Raw genomic sequence first — 15865 nt, forward strand, 5'->3', positions numbered from 1 at the left:
CCAGGGACCCGGAGCCCCGGAGTCCCGGAGCCCCCGAACGCCGGAACGCCGGGAACTCACCGACCACGAGGAGTGAACATGCTGCTGTCCCATGGAGCACGGCCGGACTCCGCGAGCGGGCCGTACCGTCCGGTCGCCCCCGCCCTGATCGGACGAGAGAACGAACTACTCACGGTGGAGGAGCGGTTGCGTGCCCCCGGGGCACGGCTGGTCACGCTGACCGGACCGGCCGGCGTGGGCAAGAGCCGGCTGGCCGTGGCCGCCGCGGAGGCGGCCCTGGACGCCCGGCAGGACCCGGTCCCCGGCGAGGGCGTCGCCGGGGTGTTCCTCTGCGATCCGGCCGAGCCCGGCGCGGTCGCCGCGGCGGCCGCGCGGGCCCGGGCCGCCCCCGGCCGGGCCCTGTTGCTGCTCGACGGCTGCGACCACGAGGGCCGCCCCGGCCCGCGGGACGTGGCGCGTCTGCTCGCCGACGCCCCCGGCCTGACCGTGCTCGCGACGGCGCTGGAGCCGCTCGGGGTCTACGGCGAGCAGCTGGTCCCGGTGGCCCCGCTGCCCGTGCCGTCGGCAGCGGGGCACATGGACGTCGAGGAGCTGCGCACGGTGCCGGCGGTGGAGCTGTTCGCGCTGCGCGCGGCCGAGGCACGGCCGGGCTTCGCGGTCACCGAGGAGAACGCGGAGGCCGTCGCGGGCCTGTGCCGGCTGCTGGGCGGCCTGCCCGTCGCACTGGAACTGGCGGCCGGCCGCACCCGGTTGTACGAGCCGGCCACCCTGCTCGCACGGCTGCGCGAACGCCCGGACCAGTTGTACGGCGGCCCGGCGGGCGCCCCCGAGCGGCACCGCTCGCTGACGGCACTCGCCGAGTACGGCTGCCGTGGCCTCCCCGCGCGCGAGAGCGCCCTGCTGGACCGGCTCGCGGTGTACCGGCCGGGGTTCGGTGCGCATGTCTTCGAGCGGGCGGACGAGCCGGTCGTGGACGCCCTGCTCGACCGGGGCGTCCTCGCGCTGGTGGACCGGGGCGGGGCGGAACCGCGCTACGCGGTGCGCGAGCCGGTGCGCTCGTACCGGTGCGGTGAACTGGAGGCGCGGGGCGAGCTGGACGCGGCGCGGGACGAGCACGCCGACCGGTACGCCCGGCTGGTGGCGGCGGCCGCGCCCCGGCTCGCCGGTACCGAGCAGGCGCACTGGCTCGCCGCCCTGGCCGCCGAGATGCCCAACGTGCTGGCGGCGCTGGAGCGGCTGCACGCCCGCGGCGATCTGGAGCGCGCCGCCGCGCTGGTGGCCGCGTGCCGGGAGCCGTGGCTGGCGGCAGGACCGCTGCGTGAGGGCCTCGCCTGGTGCGACCTCCTGGCGGCGGGGGGCCTGCCCCAGGCGGCGACGGTACGGCTGACCGACCTCGGCGGTGCGCTGACCGCGGCACTGGGCGACGCGGCGGAGGCGGTACGACGGCACCGTACGGCGCTGGTGGGCTGCAAACGACTGGGGGACCGCAGGCTCACCGCGCAGGTCACGGCCCATCTGGGGGCGGCGCTGCTCGCCACGGGCGACGCGCGCGGCGCGCTGGCCTCGCTGGAACCCGCGGTGGCCGCGCTTAAGGCCCTGGGGGCGCCCGGCCCGGCGGCGCGCGCGACCACCGCACTGGCCGCGGCCCACCACGCTCTCGGCCGCGCGCGGCGCGCGGACGAACTGCTGCGCCAGGCGCTGGGGACACTGCGCCGCCTGCGCGATCCGCGCGGCCTGGCCGAGGCACTGCGACTGTCGGCGGAGCTGAGCACACCGGTGGCGACGGGGACGCAACGGCCCCAGCCCCCCACCCCGGCCGAGCCGGACGCGGGGTCCGGCCCGAGCGGCCCCGGCGACGCCGCCCCCGCGCCCGGCGCACCCGGCGACGACGAAGCCGGGGCCGATGCCGGCCTGCGGGAGGCGCTGGCGTTGTGCCGGGACACCGGTGACCTGGTCGCCCTGGCACCGGTGGTCGAGGTCTTCGCGCTGCTGGTGCTGCGGCGCACCCCCGCGCAGCAGCCGCGGGTGGTACGGCTGCTGGTGGCCGCGGACGCCCTGCGGCAGCGCACCGGCGCGCGGCCGGCGGCCACGCACGCCGCGGCGCGCGAGGAGGCGCTGGCCGGCCTGCGCGCCCGGCTGGGCTGGACGTCGTACGCAGTCGCCCGGGCGGAGGGCCTCGCGCTCGGCCCGGACGGGCTGGTCGACGAGGCGCTGTCGTCGCCGGCCGCCCCGCCCCGGGAGGCCGCCGGCCCGGGCGCCGGGCGGGGTGAACAGCCGCTCACGCCCCGCCAGTTGCAGGTGGCGCTCCTCGTCTCCGAGGGGCTGACGAACCGCCAGATCGCGGCTCGGCTGGGCCTGTCGGAGTGGACGGTGGTCAACCACGTCCGGCAGGTGATGCGCCGGCTCGACTGCGCCTCCCGGGTGCAGGTCGCCTGGGCGATCGGGAAGTGGACGTGAGCGCGACCGGCCCGGCGGCACCCGTCGCTCCCGCGCCGTCGGCACCCGTGTGGACCGTGCCGGGACCGCCCGAAGAGGTCGCCCGGTCCTACCGGGCCCAGGGCTGGTGGCGGGCGACGGAGACCTTCGCCACCGATCTGCGCCGGGTGGCCGCCCGCCACCCCGAGCGCACCGCGCTCGTCCAGCACCGCACCATCGCCTCCGGCGAACGGCACCTCGTGGAGCTGAGCTACGCGCGCCTCGATCTGTACGTCGACCGTTTCGCCGCCGCGCTCGCCGCGCTCGGGGTGCGGACGGGCGATCCGGTCGCCTACCAGCTGCCGAGCCGCTGGGAGACGGCCGCCCTGTTCCTGGCCTGTGTGCGCCTGGGCGCGGTCGCGGTACCGGTGCTGCCCGGCTTCGGCGGGCGCGGCCTCGGCCGGCTCCTGGCCCTGTCCCAGGCCCGGGTGTGCGTGGTGCCGGACGAGTGGGAGGGGGTGCCGTACGCGGAGCTGCTCGCCTCGTTGGCGCCCGGCCTGCCCTGGCTGCGCCACCGGGTGGTGCTGGGGGCGGCGCGCCCGACCGGCGCGGTCGACTTCGTACGGCACTTCCTTCGCACCCCGCACGAGCGGGGCCCCTTCGGCCGCCGCACCCCGCCGGCCGACGCCGCACACCGGGTGTGTCTGATGGTCGGCGTGGCGGACGCGGGCGATTCCTACCGAGCTGTCCTGCACTCGCCGAACACCTTGCACGCCGGCTGCCGCGCCCTGGGCGCCCCCGCGGGCCCGGGCGCCCGACCGCACGGCGCCGTCTCCTACTCGGCGCTTCCGCTGACGTCGCTGGCCTCGCTGCTGTACGCGGTGTGCCGACCGCTCACCGTGGGCGGCACCGGCGTGCACCAGGACGTGTGGACGGCCGAGGGCTGTCTGGACCTGATGGCCGCGAGCGGTGTCGAGCACGCCTTCGCCGCGCCCGCGCAGTGGGCCGAGGTGCTCGCGGCGCAGCGCGGCGCGCCCCGGCGACTGCCCCGGCTGCGGTCGGCGATGTCCGGGGGCCGGACCCGCACCCCGCCGGAACTGCTGGGCGCGCTCCCGGAGGCGCTCGGCGCGCCGGTGCGGGCGGTGTGGGGCACCCCCGAGCTGGGGCTGGGCAGCGTCGCCCGGGGGGACATCCCGGCGGAGCGGGCCGGGGAGAGCGACGGCGTGCCGGTGGCGGCCCTGGAGATCTCCGCGCTGCCGGGCCACGACCGGGGACCGGACGCCGCGCCGGGACTGCGGGTGCGGGGGCCGTCCGTGTGCCTGGGCGTCCTGCGGGCGGGGTCGTCCGCGCCCGTGCCCGCCTGGGGGGAGGACGGGGGCTGGGTCGACGTCGGGGACCGGGGCCGGGCGGACGGGTTGGGCGGGATCCGGGTCACCGCGCGGGCCGAGCACCGTGGCGGGGCGTTCTTCCTGGTGCCGGTGGACCGCGTGGAGTCCGCCCTGCTGGCCCATCCGAAGGTGCGGGAGGCGGTCGTGGTGCCGTGGACGGACGCCGAGTTCGGGGAGCGGCCCTGCGCCGTGGTGGTGCCCGCCACCGAGGACGCGCCGCCGGCCCTGCTCGAACTGCGCGAGCACCTGGCCGCCCGGGAGGTGCCGGCCACGGCTCTGCCGACCCGCCTGGAGCTGGTCGGTTCACTGCCCCTGGACGACCGGGGCGCGGTCCGCCGCGACGGCCTGCGCACCTGGCTCGAACGACTCCGCCCGGGCCGACCCCGCGGCAGCACGTGAGACCGGCCGGCGGCGTCGGACGTACGGCCGCGCGCGCCTGTCGCCTCAAGACCGCCTGCCCAGCCCAAGTGCTCCGCCCACCGCGCCAGTTCGGGTGCCAGGGGGCGGGCAGCGCGGCCGGGCGCCCGGGCGCCCGGGTGCCAGGGCGCGAGCCTCGGCGGACTGGCGGTCCCCGGCGTCGGGTCACGAGCCAGGAACCCGCGCAGCCGCCAGGCCGGTGCCCCCAGGGGCGTACGGCCGCGCGCCGCCGCGGGACGGCTCTCGCCTTAGGACTGCCCGGCCGCACCCAACTGCTCCGCCCAGCAAGCCAGTTCGGCATGCCAAGGGGCGGCCAGGGCCGCCGGGCGCAGAACCCGGGCGGCCTCCTCGACGAGTTCCCGGGCACGAGCCTCGGCGGACTGGCGGTCCCCGGCGTCGGGTCACGAGCCAGGAACCCGCGCAGCCGCCAGGCCCGTGCACACGGGTGCGTACGGCCGCGCGCGCCGCGGGGCGGCTGTCGCCTCAGGACCGCCTGGCCGCACCCAAGCGCTCTGCCCACCGCGCTAGTTCGGCATGCCAAGGGGCGGGCGGGACCGCCGGGCGCAGAGCCCCGGCGGCCTCCTTGACGAGTTCCCGGGCGGACTGGCCCCCCGGCGTCGGGACCACAAGCCAGGAACCCGCGCAGCCGCCAGGCCCGCACGGGTGCGTACGGCCGCGCGCGCCGCGGGACGGCTCTCGCCTCAGGACCGCCTGGCCGCACCCAAGTGCTCCGCCCACCGCGCCAGTTCGGCATGCCAGGGGGCGGGCAGGGCTGCCGGGAGCAGAACCCGGGCGGCCTCCTCTACGAGTTCCCGGGCGCGGGCCTCGGCGGACTGGCGGTCCCCGGCGTCGAACAGGACATCCCGCAGCAGTTCCGCCTCGTCGTCGTAGCCGGGGCCACCGGCCAGGAAACCCCGCAGCCGCCAGGCCGCGTGCAGCCGAGCCCCGTACTCGGCGTAGCTGCCCACCAGTTCGGGCCGGCCGGCGAGCAGGGCAGCGAGGCGCAGCGGGTGGTGGACGGCGTAGGCGCCGGCAGCACACCCGGGCGAGCAGCTCAGGGCGAGGCAATCGGTCGGCCAGGGATCGTCCTGGTAGGCCGCGGCGGCGACGGCGGTCTCGTACGCCCCGAGCACGCGCTGGGTGCGCAGGCTCTCCCATTCCCGGCGGGCCGCCCCGGACAGCGCCGAGGCGAGCCGGTCGGCGTAGCCGAGCGCGAGGTCCCCGGCGAGTACGGCGCTGGTGTCGCCGAACCGGCGTGACTCCCCGCGCCAGCCGTTGCGCTCGTGCTCGGCGGCATGGCTGACGTGCAGCGTCGGCAGGCCCCGGCGCAGCGCGGCGCCCTCCCGGGCGTCGGCGCGGATGGCCAGGGCTGCGTCGAGGAACTCCAGACAGGCGGCGGTGTCCACCGCGATGGCGGCGTCGGGGTCGCCGCCCGCCGCCAGGTAGCCGGTGAGGAAGAGTCCGGCGCGGACCCGGTCCCCGCCGGAGCGCACCACCGCGGCGACATCGCTGACCAGCGCCGCCGCCCGTCGGCCCTCGGTGGCCCGGCGCCGGTGTTCCTCCGTGAGGAGGCCGCCGATGCGCTGGTCGACCTGCTCCAGCACCCGGTCCCGTACGGCCGCGCGGTCCGCGTCCTGTCCCGCGGGCAGGTGTCGGGTCATGTCGGTCCCCCTTCGGTGGTGTCCCCTTCCTCCAGCGTGCCCGCCTGGTGTCGCGCCGGGCCTCGCGGCGCGCAACGTGGCGCGGATCCGCCGCACTGTGGCCGGGAGCGGTGGCAGGACCCTGCCGGATGCCGCGCCATGCCGCCGGACGCCTGCCATAGGCCTGCCATGGGCCCGCTACAGGTCCGCCGTGGCCTGCGTAACGGCTGCCCTGCGGCGGGAGCGGGGTCGTCGGAGGGTGTGCGGGGAGGGGGATGGGGTGCCCCGGCGGCCGTGGGAGTCGGCCGTCGGGGCGTCGACGCGGGGCCCGTCAGGCCTCGGTGACCAGCAACTGAAGCTCTACCGGCAGCTGTTGGCGGCTGGTCACACCCAGTTTCCGGTACGCCCGGGTGAGATGCTGTTCGACCGTGCTGACGGTGATGAACAGCTTCCCGGCGATCTCCCGGTTGGTGTCACCGCGTACGGCGAGGGCGGCGACCCGGCGCTCGGAGTCGGTGAGCCGCTCGGCGAGTTCCGAGGAGGACGCCGTCGGAACGGTTCGGGCCGCCCGCGTGGGCGCCGGCCCGGACGACTCCACCGTGTCCCGCAACGGGCGGGCGCCGCACTCGTCGGCCAGGTGCCAGGCGGTCCGGTTCACCATGGCGGCCCGTGCGCTCTCCCCGCACTCGTGCAGGGCCCGCCCGAACTCGACGAGCGTGCAGGCGAGTTCGTAGCGGTCACCGGAACGGCGCAGTGCCTCGGCGGACCTGTCCAGCAGCGTCTTGCGGCGCCGTGGGTCCTGGAGGGCGGCGCGCCGGCGCAGGGAGATGCCCTGCACCCACGCGTCGGTGGCGTCGGGCAGCGCGAGCTGCTGGGTGACGAAGCGCTCCGCCTGCCGGGTCTCCCCGAGGCCGAGCAGCGCCTCGGCGGCGTCGGTGCGCCAGGGCAGCACCACGGGCCGGTCCAGTCCCCAGCGGCGCATCCGTCTGCCGATCTCCAGGAAGTCGCCGAGCGCGGCGTGGTAGCGGCCGGCGGCCAGGTGGAACCGGCCCCGGGCGCGCAGATAGGAGAGCACGGGTACGGCGGCCTGGGCGGAGTCGGTGAGGGGGCGGGCCAGTTCGGCGGCCGCCATGTCGGCATGGCCCCGGGCGAGCAGGGCCTGCGCCAGGATCCCGACGGTGCCGGTGGCGGCCGTGCCGCCCGCCGAGCGGGGCAGCGCCGCGAGGGCGGTGCGCGCGGCGGTCTCGGCGCCCGCCAGGTCACCCTGGCGCAGCAGCGCCTCGGCGTGCACGGTACGCACCAGCGCCGACCAGCCGGGCGCGGCACGGCGCTCGGTCTGCTCGGCGAACTCCGCGCACCAGGGCAGGGCGCGGGCCGGGCCGCCGAGATAGACCAGCGTGCGCAGGGCCCCCAGGACGGGCTCGATCGCCGTGCAGCCGACGAGCGCCGCCCGCAACTGGTCCTCGGCCGCGCCGACAGCGGCGGCGCCACCCCGTTCCGCCAGCCCCCAGGGCCCGGCGCCCAGCGCCCCCGCCCGCCCGCTGCGACCACCGTCGCGGCCGGCCGGGGGCCACAGGTCCGCCGGGACACCGGGTACGGCGGGTACGGCGAGCGCGGCCGACACGGGAGCCACGGCCGGCGCGGTGAGCACACCCGGACCGCCGGACCCGAAGGGCTCGACCGGCGCGGCGACCGCGGCCGGACCGGCCACGGCATGCCGCCGGGCGCCGTCGGCCCGCTCCGGCACCGGGCCACCGCCGTACCCGGGCTGCCGGGGCGCGAGGGCGACCGCGCCCGCGGCCCTCCTCCCGTCACCGACGCGCGCCACCGCACCGACGGCACCGCTTCCCGCGCCCAGGACAGCGACGCCTCCGCCACAGCCCACCTCCGCACCCACACCGGCAACGGCTTCGGCACCCAACCGCCCGAGGCCCGCCCCGGCCCCGCTCCCGGCGCCCGGGTCGGCGTCGGGCAGCAGGTCGCGTATCTCCTGGGCCTCGTCGAGCCGGCCCTGGCCGACGAGGAGTCCGGCCAGGGTGGTCAGGTTCTCGGGGTCCAGGTTTCCGGTCCGGGCCTCCTCCAGGACCTCGGTGAGGCGCGATTCCGCGTCCTCGGGGTCGATCCGGGCGGCGGCCTCGGCGCCGCGCAGGGCGTTGTCGGCGCGGCGCCGGGGTTCGGTGAGCCCCTCGCCCGCCAGGCGCAGACAGTCCAGGGCGCGCCGGGTCTGGCCGGCCGCGAGGAGTTGCGCGGCCGCGCTCTGCAGCACCGGTACGGCCCATGGCGCGCTCGCGTCCCAGGCGGCCACGAGCCGTTCGGCGACCTCCGGGGCCGGGGCGCCGCCCTGGCGTACGACGGTGGCGGCCCGCCGGTGCAGGGCCGTGCGCTCGGCGTGGGGCGTGGCGTCCAGGACGGCGGCACGGGCCACCGGGTGCCGGAACCGGTCCCCGTCCAGCAGGGCGGCGGCGGCCAGCGCGTCCAGGGTCCGCGCGACCCCGGCGACCGGCTGCTCCAGCAGGGCGGCGACGGTGTCGGCGCAGGCGTGGGCGTCCAGTACGGCCACGGCCTGGGCCACCGCGCGCGCGTCGGCGCCGGCCCGGGTCAGACAGGTGAACACGGCCTGCCCGTAGGCGCCGTCGGCTCCGGGTGCCCGGCCCGCGCCGCCGGCCGGGAGGTCTTCCAGCGCCGCCCGCAGCAGCAGCGGGTTGCCGCCGCTCATCCGGTGGGCCAGGTGCCGGTGTCCGGTGTCGGTGACGTCCGCCTCGTCCAGCAGTGTGTCCACTGCCCCCCGGCTCAGCGGTGCGGGCCGCAGCCGCGACAGCCGTGGCAGGCGCAGCAGTTCGGTCTCCAGCACCGGGTCGGGGACGGGGGCGGGCAGGGCGCGCGCGAGGACGAGCAGGATCCCGGCGCTGCGCGAGGCGCGGGCCAGGTGCAGGAGATGGGCGCGGGAGAGGTCGTCGGCGTGCTGCCAGTCGTCCACGCAGACGGTGACCGCGGCGGTGGCGCACAGTCGGCGTACGGCGGCGCCGAACAGCTCCATGGACTCCAGCAGGCCGCCGTGGCCCCGCTCGTGGCGCGGGACGGACAGTCCCGGCGGTCCGCTGGCGGCGAGCTGGGCGAGCACGCCCAGGGGAAGCCCGCGTTCGGCCGCGGCGCCGCTCGCGCGCAGCACGACGCCGCCTCGCGCGGCGGCGCGGTCGATGGCCTCGGAGATCAGCTCGCTCTTCCCGCAGCCGACCGGCCCCTCCACCAGGACCACGGTGCTGTGGCCCTTGGCGCAGGCGCTCAGCGCGCGTTCCAGAGCTTTGTGTTCCGCTGCTCTTTCCATGATTTTCACGCAGCGCCCCCCGCGATCACGTAATCACCTTGCCCGGACATACCCCACGCCGGTTTTCTGCCGGAAATAACGCCATCCGAGAATTGTGCAATTCATTCTAGACCGGCCGATCACGCCCGGACGGTGTCCGGAAGCTGCACGACAGCAATTCACCGGCGCCTTCCGGCCAGGCGCCATCTCCCGGAGGAAATTCCCCCGCGCCGGGCCGTCCGGCACGGCCTATGGCAAGCGCATGGCAAGACCTCGTCCGCACCTCGGCCGGTACCCGGCAAGGAGGCGTGCCGCGGTGGGCCCGGTCGGCAGCCATCTGTCGCGCGGACCCCTCCCCCGGCGCCCTTCGCGCCGCCCGGGGCCTTCCCGGCTCGCCGCAGCGGCGGTGCCGCTCGAAGGCTGGAGTCAGCCCCCTTACGGCCCCGAGCGAAGCGAGGACCCCATGCTGGCCGACCTGCTGCCGTCGACCGTCACCGCGGTCGAGGTGCGGACCGATCCCGTGGCCGCGACGCTCTTCCCCGAGGAGGAGGCGCACATCCGGGGCGCGGTGCCCAAGCGGCGTGCCGAGTTCACGGCGGTGCGCTGGTGCGCCCGGACGGCGATGGCCGACCTGGGGCTGCCCCCGGCCCCGGTGGTGCCGGGCCGGCGCGGCGCCCCGGTCTGGCATCCGGAGCTGACCGGCAGCATGACGCACTGCGCGGGTTACCGGGCGGCGGCCCTGGCCCGGCGCGAGGACGTCGCCTCGGTCGGCATCGACGCCGAGCCCAACGCGCCGCTGCCCGAAGGGATCCTGGAGGAGATCTCGCTGGGCCCGGAACGGCGGCAGGCGGCGGCGCTGCTGAGCGCCCGTCCGGAGATCGCCTGGGACCGGCTGCTGTTCAGCGCCAAGGAGTCGGTCTTCAAGGCCTGGTATCCGGTGACCGGGCTGGAACTGGGTTTCCACCAGGCCCTGATCACCTTCGACCCCGTCGGGGAGTTCCGGGCGCGGCTGCTGACCGGTGCGGGCGGCGCCGACGCGCCGCGCGGCTTCACGGGCCGGTTCGCCGTCGAGGACGGCATCCTGGCCACGGCGATCGCCCACCTCGCGCACGCGCCGGTCCCGGCATGACGCGGGGGCCCCGGTCCACTCGCCCGGGGCCCCCGCGGCCGTCCCGCACGCGGGGATCAGGTCCAGCGGTCGTCCAGCGGCCGCAGGAGACCCTCCGTCAGGGAGCCGGCCTGCACTCCGGCGCCCACCGTCACGGCGATCCCCGCGGCGGCGTCCGGGCGGTCCGGGGCGGCCTGGGCGCCGCCGGTGGCCAGCAGTGCCGCCGCGCAGGCTCCGAGCGCGACGACGGCCACTTCGCGCCCTATCCCGCGGAAAGAAATCCCCATGTCTGATCCCCCATTTGGTAATGACATCTCAAAAGGACAGCAAAGGACGTTGTTTGAGACTTCTACAATCTTTGCCCCGCCCCCGGTCCCTTCCGACGAACTCAAGGTTGCCTTCCAAGGCTTCTCGGAGCCAAGCGCAGCGCGGTGGCGTAAAGTTGCATGACAGCTAATTCGCCGAACTGGGGGGAGCGGCACGAATGGCCGGAAGCGAATATTCCGCCCTGGGTTTCGCTGAGCTGGACGACCTGAGCGCGTCGGCGTACGGCCAAGCAGTACGACTGGGCCGGTTCGACCGCGCGACGATCGCCGAGCTACTGGGCCTGACCACCCCCGACGCCGAGCGCGCAGAACAGGTGCTGCGTCATCTGCGCCTGCTGCAGCCCATGCCCGGCGACCCCGCGGTCCTCGTGCCGGTGGGCCCCGACGTGGCCGCCGCCGACCTGGTGGGCGCGGCCGAACGCCAGGCGCGCGAACTCCAGCAGGCGGTCACCGAAGTCCGCACCAAACTGCTGTCCCTGACACCCCTGTACTTCGAGGGCAGACGGGAGCGCAACCGGGTGGAGGCCTTCGACCTCATCCGGGACGCGGCCCTCGTCCAGTCCATGATCGACGAGCGCCGTCAGCACTGCCGCGACGAGGTGCTCATCATCCAGCCCGGCGGCCCCCGCCCCTCGGAGGTGCTGCCCGCCGCGCGCGAGTCGGCGCAGGAGCTGCTGGACCGCGGGGTACGCATGCGCACGCTCTACCAGCACACGGCCCGCAGCGACCTGCCCACCCGCGCCTACGTCCGGGACGTCACCGCGGCGGGCGCCGAGGTCCGCACCGCCGACGAACTGATCGACCGGCTCTTCATCTACGACCGTGAGATCGCCTTCCTGCCCGAACGCAGCTCCCCCGACCAGCCGCCCGGCGCCGCCGTCGTGCGCGAACCCACCCTGGTGTCGTTCCTGTGCCAGGTCTTCGACTACCTCTGGGACGGCGCCACCCCCTTCGAGCCGGAGACCGGCAAGGCTCCCACCACCGGGGACGACGTCAGACACGCCATCCTGCGGCTGATGGCGAAGGGCTACAAGGACGAGATGGTCGCCCGCCGGCTGGGCATGTCGGTGCGCACCTGCCGCCGGCACATCGCGGAGATCACCGAGGAACTGGAGGCGACCAGCCGCTTCCAGGCCGGCTACAACGTGGCCCGGTCCGGCATCCTCGGCGACTTCCCGATCGCCCTGGACACCGGACGGCCCGTCACTCCCGCCGACCCAGCGTGTCGTTGATGGCGTCCACACAGTCCTGGTCCAGCATCGTGGCCACGTCCATCTCGGCCGAGCTGCCGAACCCGGCGTCGTAGACGGCCGCGCTGACGCAGTAGGTGTCGTCGATGACGAAGCTGCGAAAGCCCCACTCCTCGCCCGTGCCCACCGTGCCGTCCGGACGCTGCACCTGCACCGGACGGCCGTCCGGGCCGAAGCCGAACTCCGTGAAGCGGAAGTTCATTCCCTGCCCGATGGCCTTGCTGTAGGCCTCCTTCAGCGTCCACAGCCGCACCAGACTCGGGTTGCGCTCCCGCTCCTCCAGCGCCGCGAGCGTGATCAGCTCGTACGGGGTGCACACGTGCCGGCCGAGCCCGCCGCCGTACATCTGCCGGTCCATCCGCTCGGCGTCCACCCCGATCAGCCCGCGGGTGGTCAGGCCGACCAGCAGCACGTCGGCGGTATGGCTGAGACTGATGTCGATCTGGTCGTAGCCGCGCAGATAGGGCCGCCCGGTCGGGCCGTAGGCCAGTTCCAGCTGCTCGGGGTCGCTGCGCAGGACGGCGCCGGCCGCGTACTTGAGGAGCAGACGTGAGGCCGCGTAGCGGCTGCGCACGTCCGCGTGGGTCAGCTCCAGATAACGCGACCAGTCGTGGCCGAGCACCTGGCGCAGCGAATCGTTGCGGGGCACCCGCGCGCCCAGCCGCGACATCCGTGCCCACAGCAGCGCCGAACCGCTCTGCCGGAGGTCCGTCCTGACCTGGTCCCAGGCGGCGTCGGAGCAGTCCGCCACCTCCACCGGAACGGTGAGCGGCGGCCCCACGGCCGAGCCTTGGGGGACTCTCATCCCTGCTCCTTCACACATGCGTGGATATCTTCGAACGTCCTGGCCTCAAGGAGTGGTCGGATGGACAGCCTGCGGCCGGTCGCCTCTTCCAGCGCCGTGACCAGGCGCAGCAGCAGGACCGAGTCCCACTCGGGCACATCCGCCATCCGCGTGGCGGCACCGCGCCCCCGCAGATCGATCGAACACTCATCATGGAGCAGTCGCAGAAAATCGTCGAGGCAGCCAAGATCCATGGGCATTCTTTCCAGCCGTGTTCGCGGTCATTCGGATGTGCGCGGGTGTCGTGGGAATCGTGGCGAGATCGTGCCGATAGCTGGTACCCGCCGCGTCGGACTTACGTTCGGTGAATCCGAGTTCGGGGTAGAAGGTGCGCGCCGCCGCGTTGTTCCTCGTCTCGGTGAAATCGGCCCGCACCTCACGGCAACCGGCCTCGCGGGCCCGGGCGAGCACGTCCACCAGGCACGCCCGCTCGATGCCGCGGGCGAGCACCCGGCAGCTCAGCCAGACGTTCACCACCTCCAGCAGCGGGCCGGTCCGCCGGGTCAGGACCGCGCCGACGAGCCCGTGCTCCCCGAACCGGTCGGCCGTCCGCGCCACCAGCAGCCGCGTGCCGTCCGCCCCGCGGGCCGCCGTGGCGACCTCCGCCTCGGTCAGCCGTACGCCGGTGAGGTTGAACCGGTTGGTGCGCTGGGTGAGCTGGGCGATCCGGGCGTACTCGTGCGGCCGCGGGGGCCCGAGGTCCACGGTGGTGTCGAGGTCGGCGAGGTACTCCTCGGCGGTCGCCGCGGCCGCGCGCAGCCTGCCCCGGCGTGCCTCGGCCCGGTACCCGGCGCCGCGCGCCCTGTCCTCCTCGGTGAGGCTCGGCTGGTCGAACCAGCCGTCCGCCAGCAGCTTCCCGGGGTGCAGGGAGGGCTCGTCGTCGAGGCGGACCACGGCGACCTCCGGCAGGGCGGCGCGGACCCGGGCGCATTCCGCGGCGGAGTCGTCGGCGAAGACCAGCGCGTCGGTGCCGATGCCCAGCCGGTCGGCTATCTCCCGCAGCGCCTCCTCCTTGGGCCCCCACCCGGCGGCGATGTGCGCGAAGTCCTCCTCGCGCAGCCGCATGTCGGGATGCCCACGCAGCACCCGGCGCACCTCGTCGGGGTCGTTGCGGCTGCTCACCGCGAGCAGCACCCCCTGCGCGCCCAGTTGGGCGGCCACGCGCTGGAAGGCGCCGAACGCCTCGCCCCGCCCGGTGCCCGCGGCGGCGATCGCGTCCGGGCCGTCCTCCGCCAGCACCCCGTCCCACAGCGTGTGGTCCAGGTCCAGCACCAGGCACTTGCGGGTCATCCCGCGCAGCGCCCGCGCCAGATGGGCCACCTCCCGGGCGTACCCGGCGAGCAGCCCGGCGCCCAGCTGTGCCCCGGTGTGGTGGGCGAGCCGCGCGTCGTTGAGCGGACCGCCCTCGGTGAGCAGCGGATCCAGGTCGATCACCGAGACTCCCGGGATCTCCTCGGACAGCCTCAGCAGGGAGGCGTTGAACTCCCGCCACAGTGCGCCGAGTCGGGCCCGGGACCGCAGATCCACCAGACGCCGGCTCCAGGTCGCGGGCAGCGGGAGGGTGTTGAGCACCACAGGCCCGGCCGCGCGCTCCGCGTGGCCGGCGGTGACGCGGCGCACCAGGTCCAGTGTCTCCGCGCAGGCGCGCGCCACGTCGTCGGGCCGCCACACCCCGGGCACCCGTCCGAAGACCGTCCCGGCGTCCAGCAGGCACAGCGTCAGATCGGGGCGGGCTCCGCCGAACCCCTCGTCGGCGCACGTCAGTTCGCTCACCCACGCGCCGTGGTCGCCGAGCACGGGGCGCAGCAGGATGCCGTGGCGGGCCAGTTCCGCGGTGAGCGGGTCGAGCACCGGTGCCACCGTCGACTGGCCGGTGACCGCCACGGTCAGCACGGGCGTGCCGGGGTGCCGCGCGAGCACCCGGTCGGGATCCACCCCGGACAGCAGCCGTCCCACCCTGCGCAGCGCCACCGGGTCGTCGCCCACCTCGTGCCGGGCGAGCAGGGCCGCGACCGTGTCGTACGCCGTCTCCAGCCGCCGTTCGTCGCGCAGCAGCCGCAGCAGGCCCAGCGCGTCCGCACCCGGGTCGGCACGCCCCGCCGGTGCCGTGCCCGCCGATGCCGTGCCCGCCGGTGCCGTGCCCGCCGGTGCTCGTTCACAGCTTCTCAAGGCCCGCCCCCGTTCGGATCCACTTGCTGGACTCCACCGCCAGGACGAGTGCCCGCTCGCCGGGGCGGGCGGTGGCCGCGAGCCGGTCGAGCTGGTGGAAGGGCAGCGCGTTGCCGGTGTTCCCGGTGTCCGTGACACAGCTGATCTCGCGCACCCCGGGCAGTTCCAGCCGGTCCAGGATGCGCCGGGTCATGTGCCGGGACAGCTGGGGCGGCAGCACGTAGTCCAGGTCCGCCGGCTGCCACCCGGCCACGTCCAGCGTCTCCCACATGGCCTCGGCGGCCATGTCGGGCACGTACTCCTCGATCGCCTTGTAGTCCTCGCTGACCGCGGGGCCCTCGGGGGCGCCGTCGCCGGGGCCGTACCAGTGGACGACCTGCCCGGGGGGCCGGCCCAGGCCGGTGAACCGGTGCAGCACCCCGCGCACCGCCAGCCGGTCGCCGCACGGCCGCGCGGTGAGGACGGCGGCTCCGGCACCGTCACCGAACAGGACGTAGTTGACCAGCTCACCGGCGGGCCTGCGGGCCGCCCCGGGACGCAGGTCAAGATGGCGGTGGGTGACGTCGCCGCCGATGACCAGTCCGGCAAAGGCGCCGGCCGCGATCAGGGCCCGCCCGAGTTCCATGGCCTGAAGCGCCCCGGAGCAGCCGGCCTGCACCTGGTAGGCCGGCAGATGGCCGAGGCCGAGGAGGTCCGCGACCTGGGTGGCGGTGGTCGGCAGCAACTGGTCCGGGGTCGCCGTGGCGAGGAGCAGGAAGTCGACGTCGGCCGGGTCGAGTCCGGCGCGCTCCAGCGCCTCGGCCGCGGCCCGGGCACACAGCGAGGCCAGCGTGCCGAGGGTCTCGCCGCTGTCCAGGTCGCGGGCGAAGTGCCGGGACCTGGTGCCGACGAACAGGTCGATCCACTCCGCGCTCAGGCCGAGTGCCCGGCCGAGCGTGGCGTTGTCCACGGGCTCGCCCGGCAGGGCGGTGCCGGTACCGGCGATGAACGCCGTGGCCGTCATG

Annotated in this window: 11 protein-coding genes; 4 read left to right on the top strand and 7 right to left on the bottom strand. The window is 76.0% G+C overall.

Features of this window, described 5'->3' with window-relative positions; genetic code table 11:
* Positions 1 to 78 precede the first annotated feature (78 nt).
* Complete coding sequence (locus tag ACIBA9_RS05515) at positions 79 to 2457, top strand: ATP-binding protein (RefSeq protein ID WP_399360042.1); 2379 nt, start codon at positions 79 to 81, stop codon at positions 2455 to 2457.
* The gene (locus tag ACIBA9_RS05520; protein ID WP_399360043.1) at positions 2454 to 4202 is read left to right on the top strand and encodes an AMP-binding protein; all 1749 of its coding nucleotides are present in this window, start codon (positions 2454 to 2456) and stop codon (positions 4200 to 4202) included. Before ACIBA9_RS05515 ends, ACIBA9_RS05520 begins: the two co-directional genes overlap by 4 nt.
* A 719-nt stretch (positions 4203 to 4921) precedes the next feature.
* Here the strand turns inward: ACIBA9_RS05520 and ACIBA9_RS05525 are convergent.
* Positions 4922 to 5881 carry a hypothetical protein gene (locus ACIBA9_RS05525; protein WP_399360044.1) on the bottom strand — a complete coding sequence of 320 codons (960 nt, stop codon included), beginning with the start codon at positions 5879 to 5881 and terminating at the stop codon, positions 4922 to 4924.
* Positions 5882 to 6191: 310 nt separating this feature from the next.
* Positions 6192 to 9185, bottom strand: coding sequence for a LuxR C-terminal-related transcriptional regulator (locus ACIBA9_RS05530; RefSeq protein WP_399360045.1), 2994 nt, complete (start codon positions 9183 to 9185; stop codon positions 6192 to 6194).
* 442 nt (positions 9186 to 9627) lie between these two features.
* Between ACIBA9_RS05530 and ACIBA9_RS05535 the strand changes: the two genes are divergently transcribed.
* Entirely contained in the window at positions 9628 to 10293 is a 666-nt protein-coding gene (locus tag ACIBA9_RS05535; RefSeq protein WP_362158051.1) for a 4'-phosphopantetheinyl transferase superfamily protein, read from the top strand.
* Positions 10294 to 10349: 56 nt separating this feature from the next.
* Here ACIBA9_RS05535 and ACIBA9_RS05540 read toward each other — a convergent pair whose 3' ends face one another.
* The gene (locus ACIBA9_RS05540; protein ID WP_399360046.1) at positions 10350 to 10559 is read right to left on the bottom strand and encodes a hypothetical protein; all 210 of its coding nucleotides are present in this window, start codon (positions 10557 to 10559) and stop codon (positions 10350 to 10352) included.
* Positions 10560 to 10756: 197 nt separating this feature from the next.
* Here ACIBA9_RS05540 and ACIBA9_RS05545 point away from each other — a divergent pair, with 197 nt between their 5' ends.
* Entirely contained in the window at positions 10757 to 11830 is a 1074-nt protein-coding gene (locus ACIBA9_RS05545; RefSeq protein WP_399360047.1) for a LuxR C-terminal-related transcriptional regulator, read from the top strand.
* Here ACIBA9_RS05545 and ACIBA9_RS05550 read toward each other — a convergent pair.
* Genes ACIBA9_RS05550 through ACIBA9_RS05565 form a run of 4 tightly spaced genes read right to left on the bottom strand, consistent with a single transcriptional unit; the run spans position 11802 to position 15864 of the window.
* The gene (locus ACIBA9_RS05550) at positions 11802 to 12653 is read right to left on the bottom strand and encodes a 4'-phosphopantetheinyl transferase family protein (protein ID WP_399360048.1); all 852 of its coding nucleotides are present in this window, start codon (positions 12651 to 12653) and stop codon (positions 11802 to 11804) included. The two genes, ACIBA9_RS05545 and ACIBA9_RS05550, sit on opposite strands and share 29 nt — an antisense overlap.
* The gene (locus ACIBA9_RS05555; protein ID WP_362158061.1) at positions 12650 to 12799 is read right to left on the bottom strand and encodes a phosphopantetheine-binding protein; all 150 of its coding nucleotides are present in this window, start codon (positions 12797 to 12799) and stop codon (positions 12650 to 12652) included. The genes ACIBA9_RS05550 and ACIBA9_RS05555 overlap by 4 nt, the downstream gene beginning before the upstream one ends.
* Positions 12800 to 12842: 43 nt before the next feature.
* A complete protein-coding gene (locus ACIBA9_RS05560) occupies positions 12843 to 14861 on the bottom strand; it encodes an HAD-IIIC family phosphatase (RefSeq protein WP_399360049.1) in 2019 nt (672 codons plus the stop codon).
* Entirely contained in the window at positions 14848 to 15864 is a 1017-nt protein-coding gene (locus ACIBA9_RS05565) for a 3-oxoacyl-ACP synthase III family protein (RefSeq protein WP_399360050.1), read from the bottom strand. Before ACIBA9_RS05565 ends, ACIBA9_RS05560 begins: the two co-directional genes overlap by 14 nt.
* Position 15865: the final 1 nt, after the last annotated feature.

The organism is Streptomyces sp. NPDC051452, from assembly GCF_044454765.1.
GTDB lineage: Bacteria > Actinomycetota > Actinomycetes > Streptomycetales > Streptomycetaceae > Streptomyces.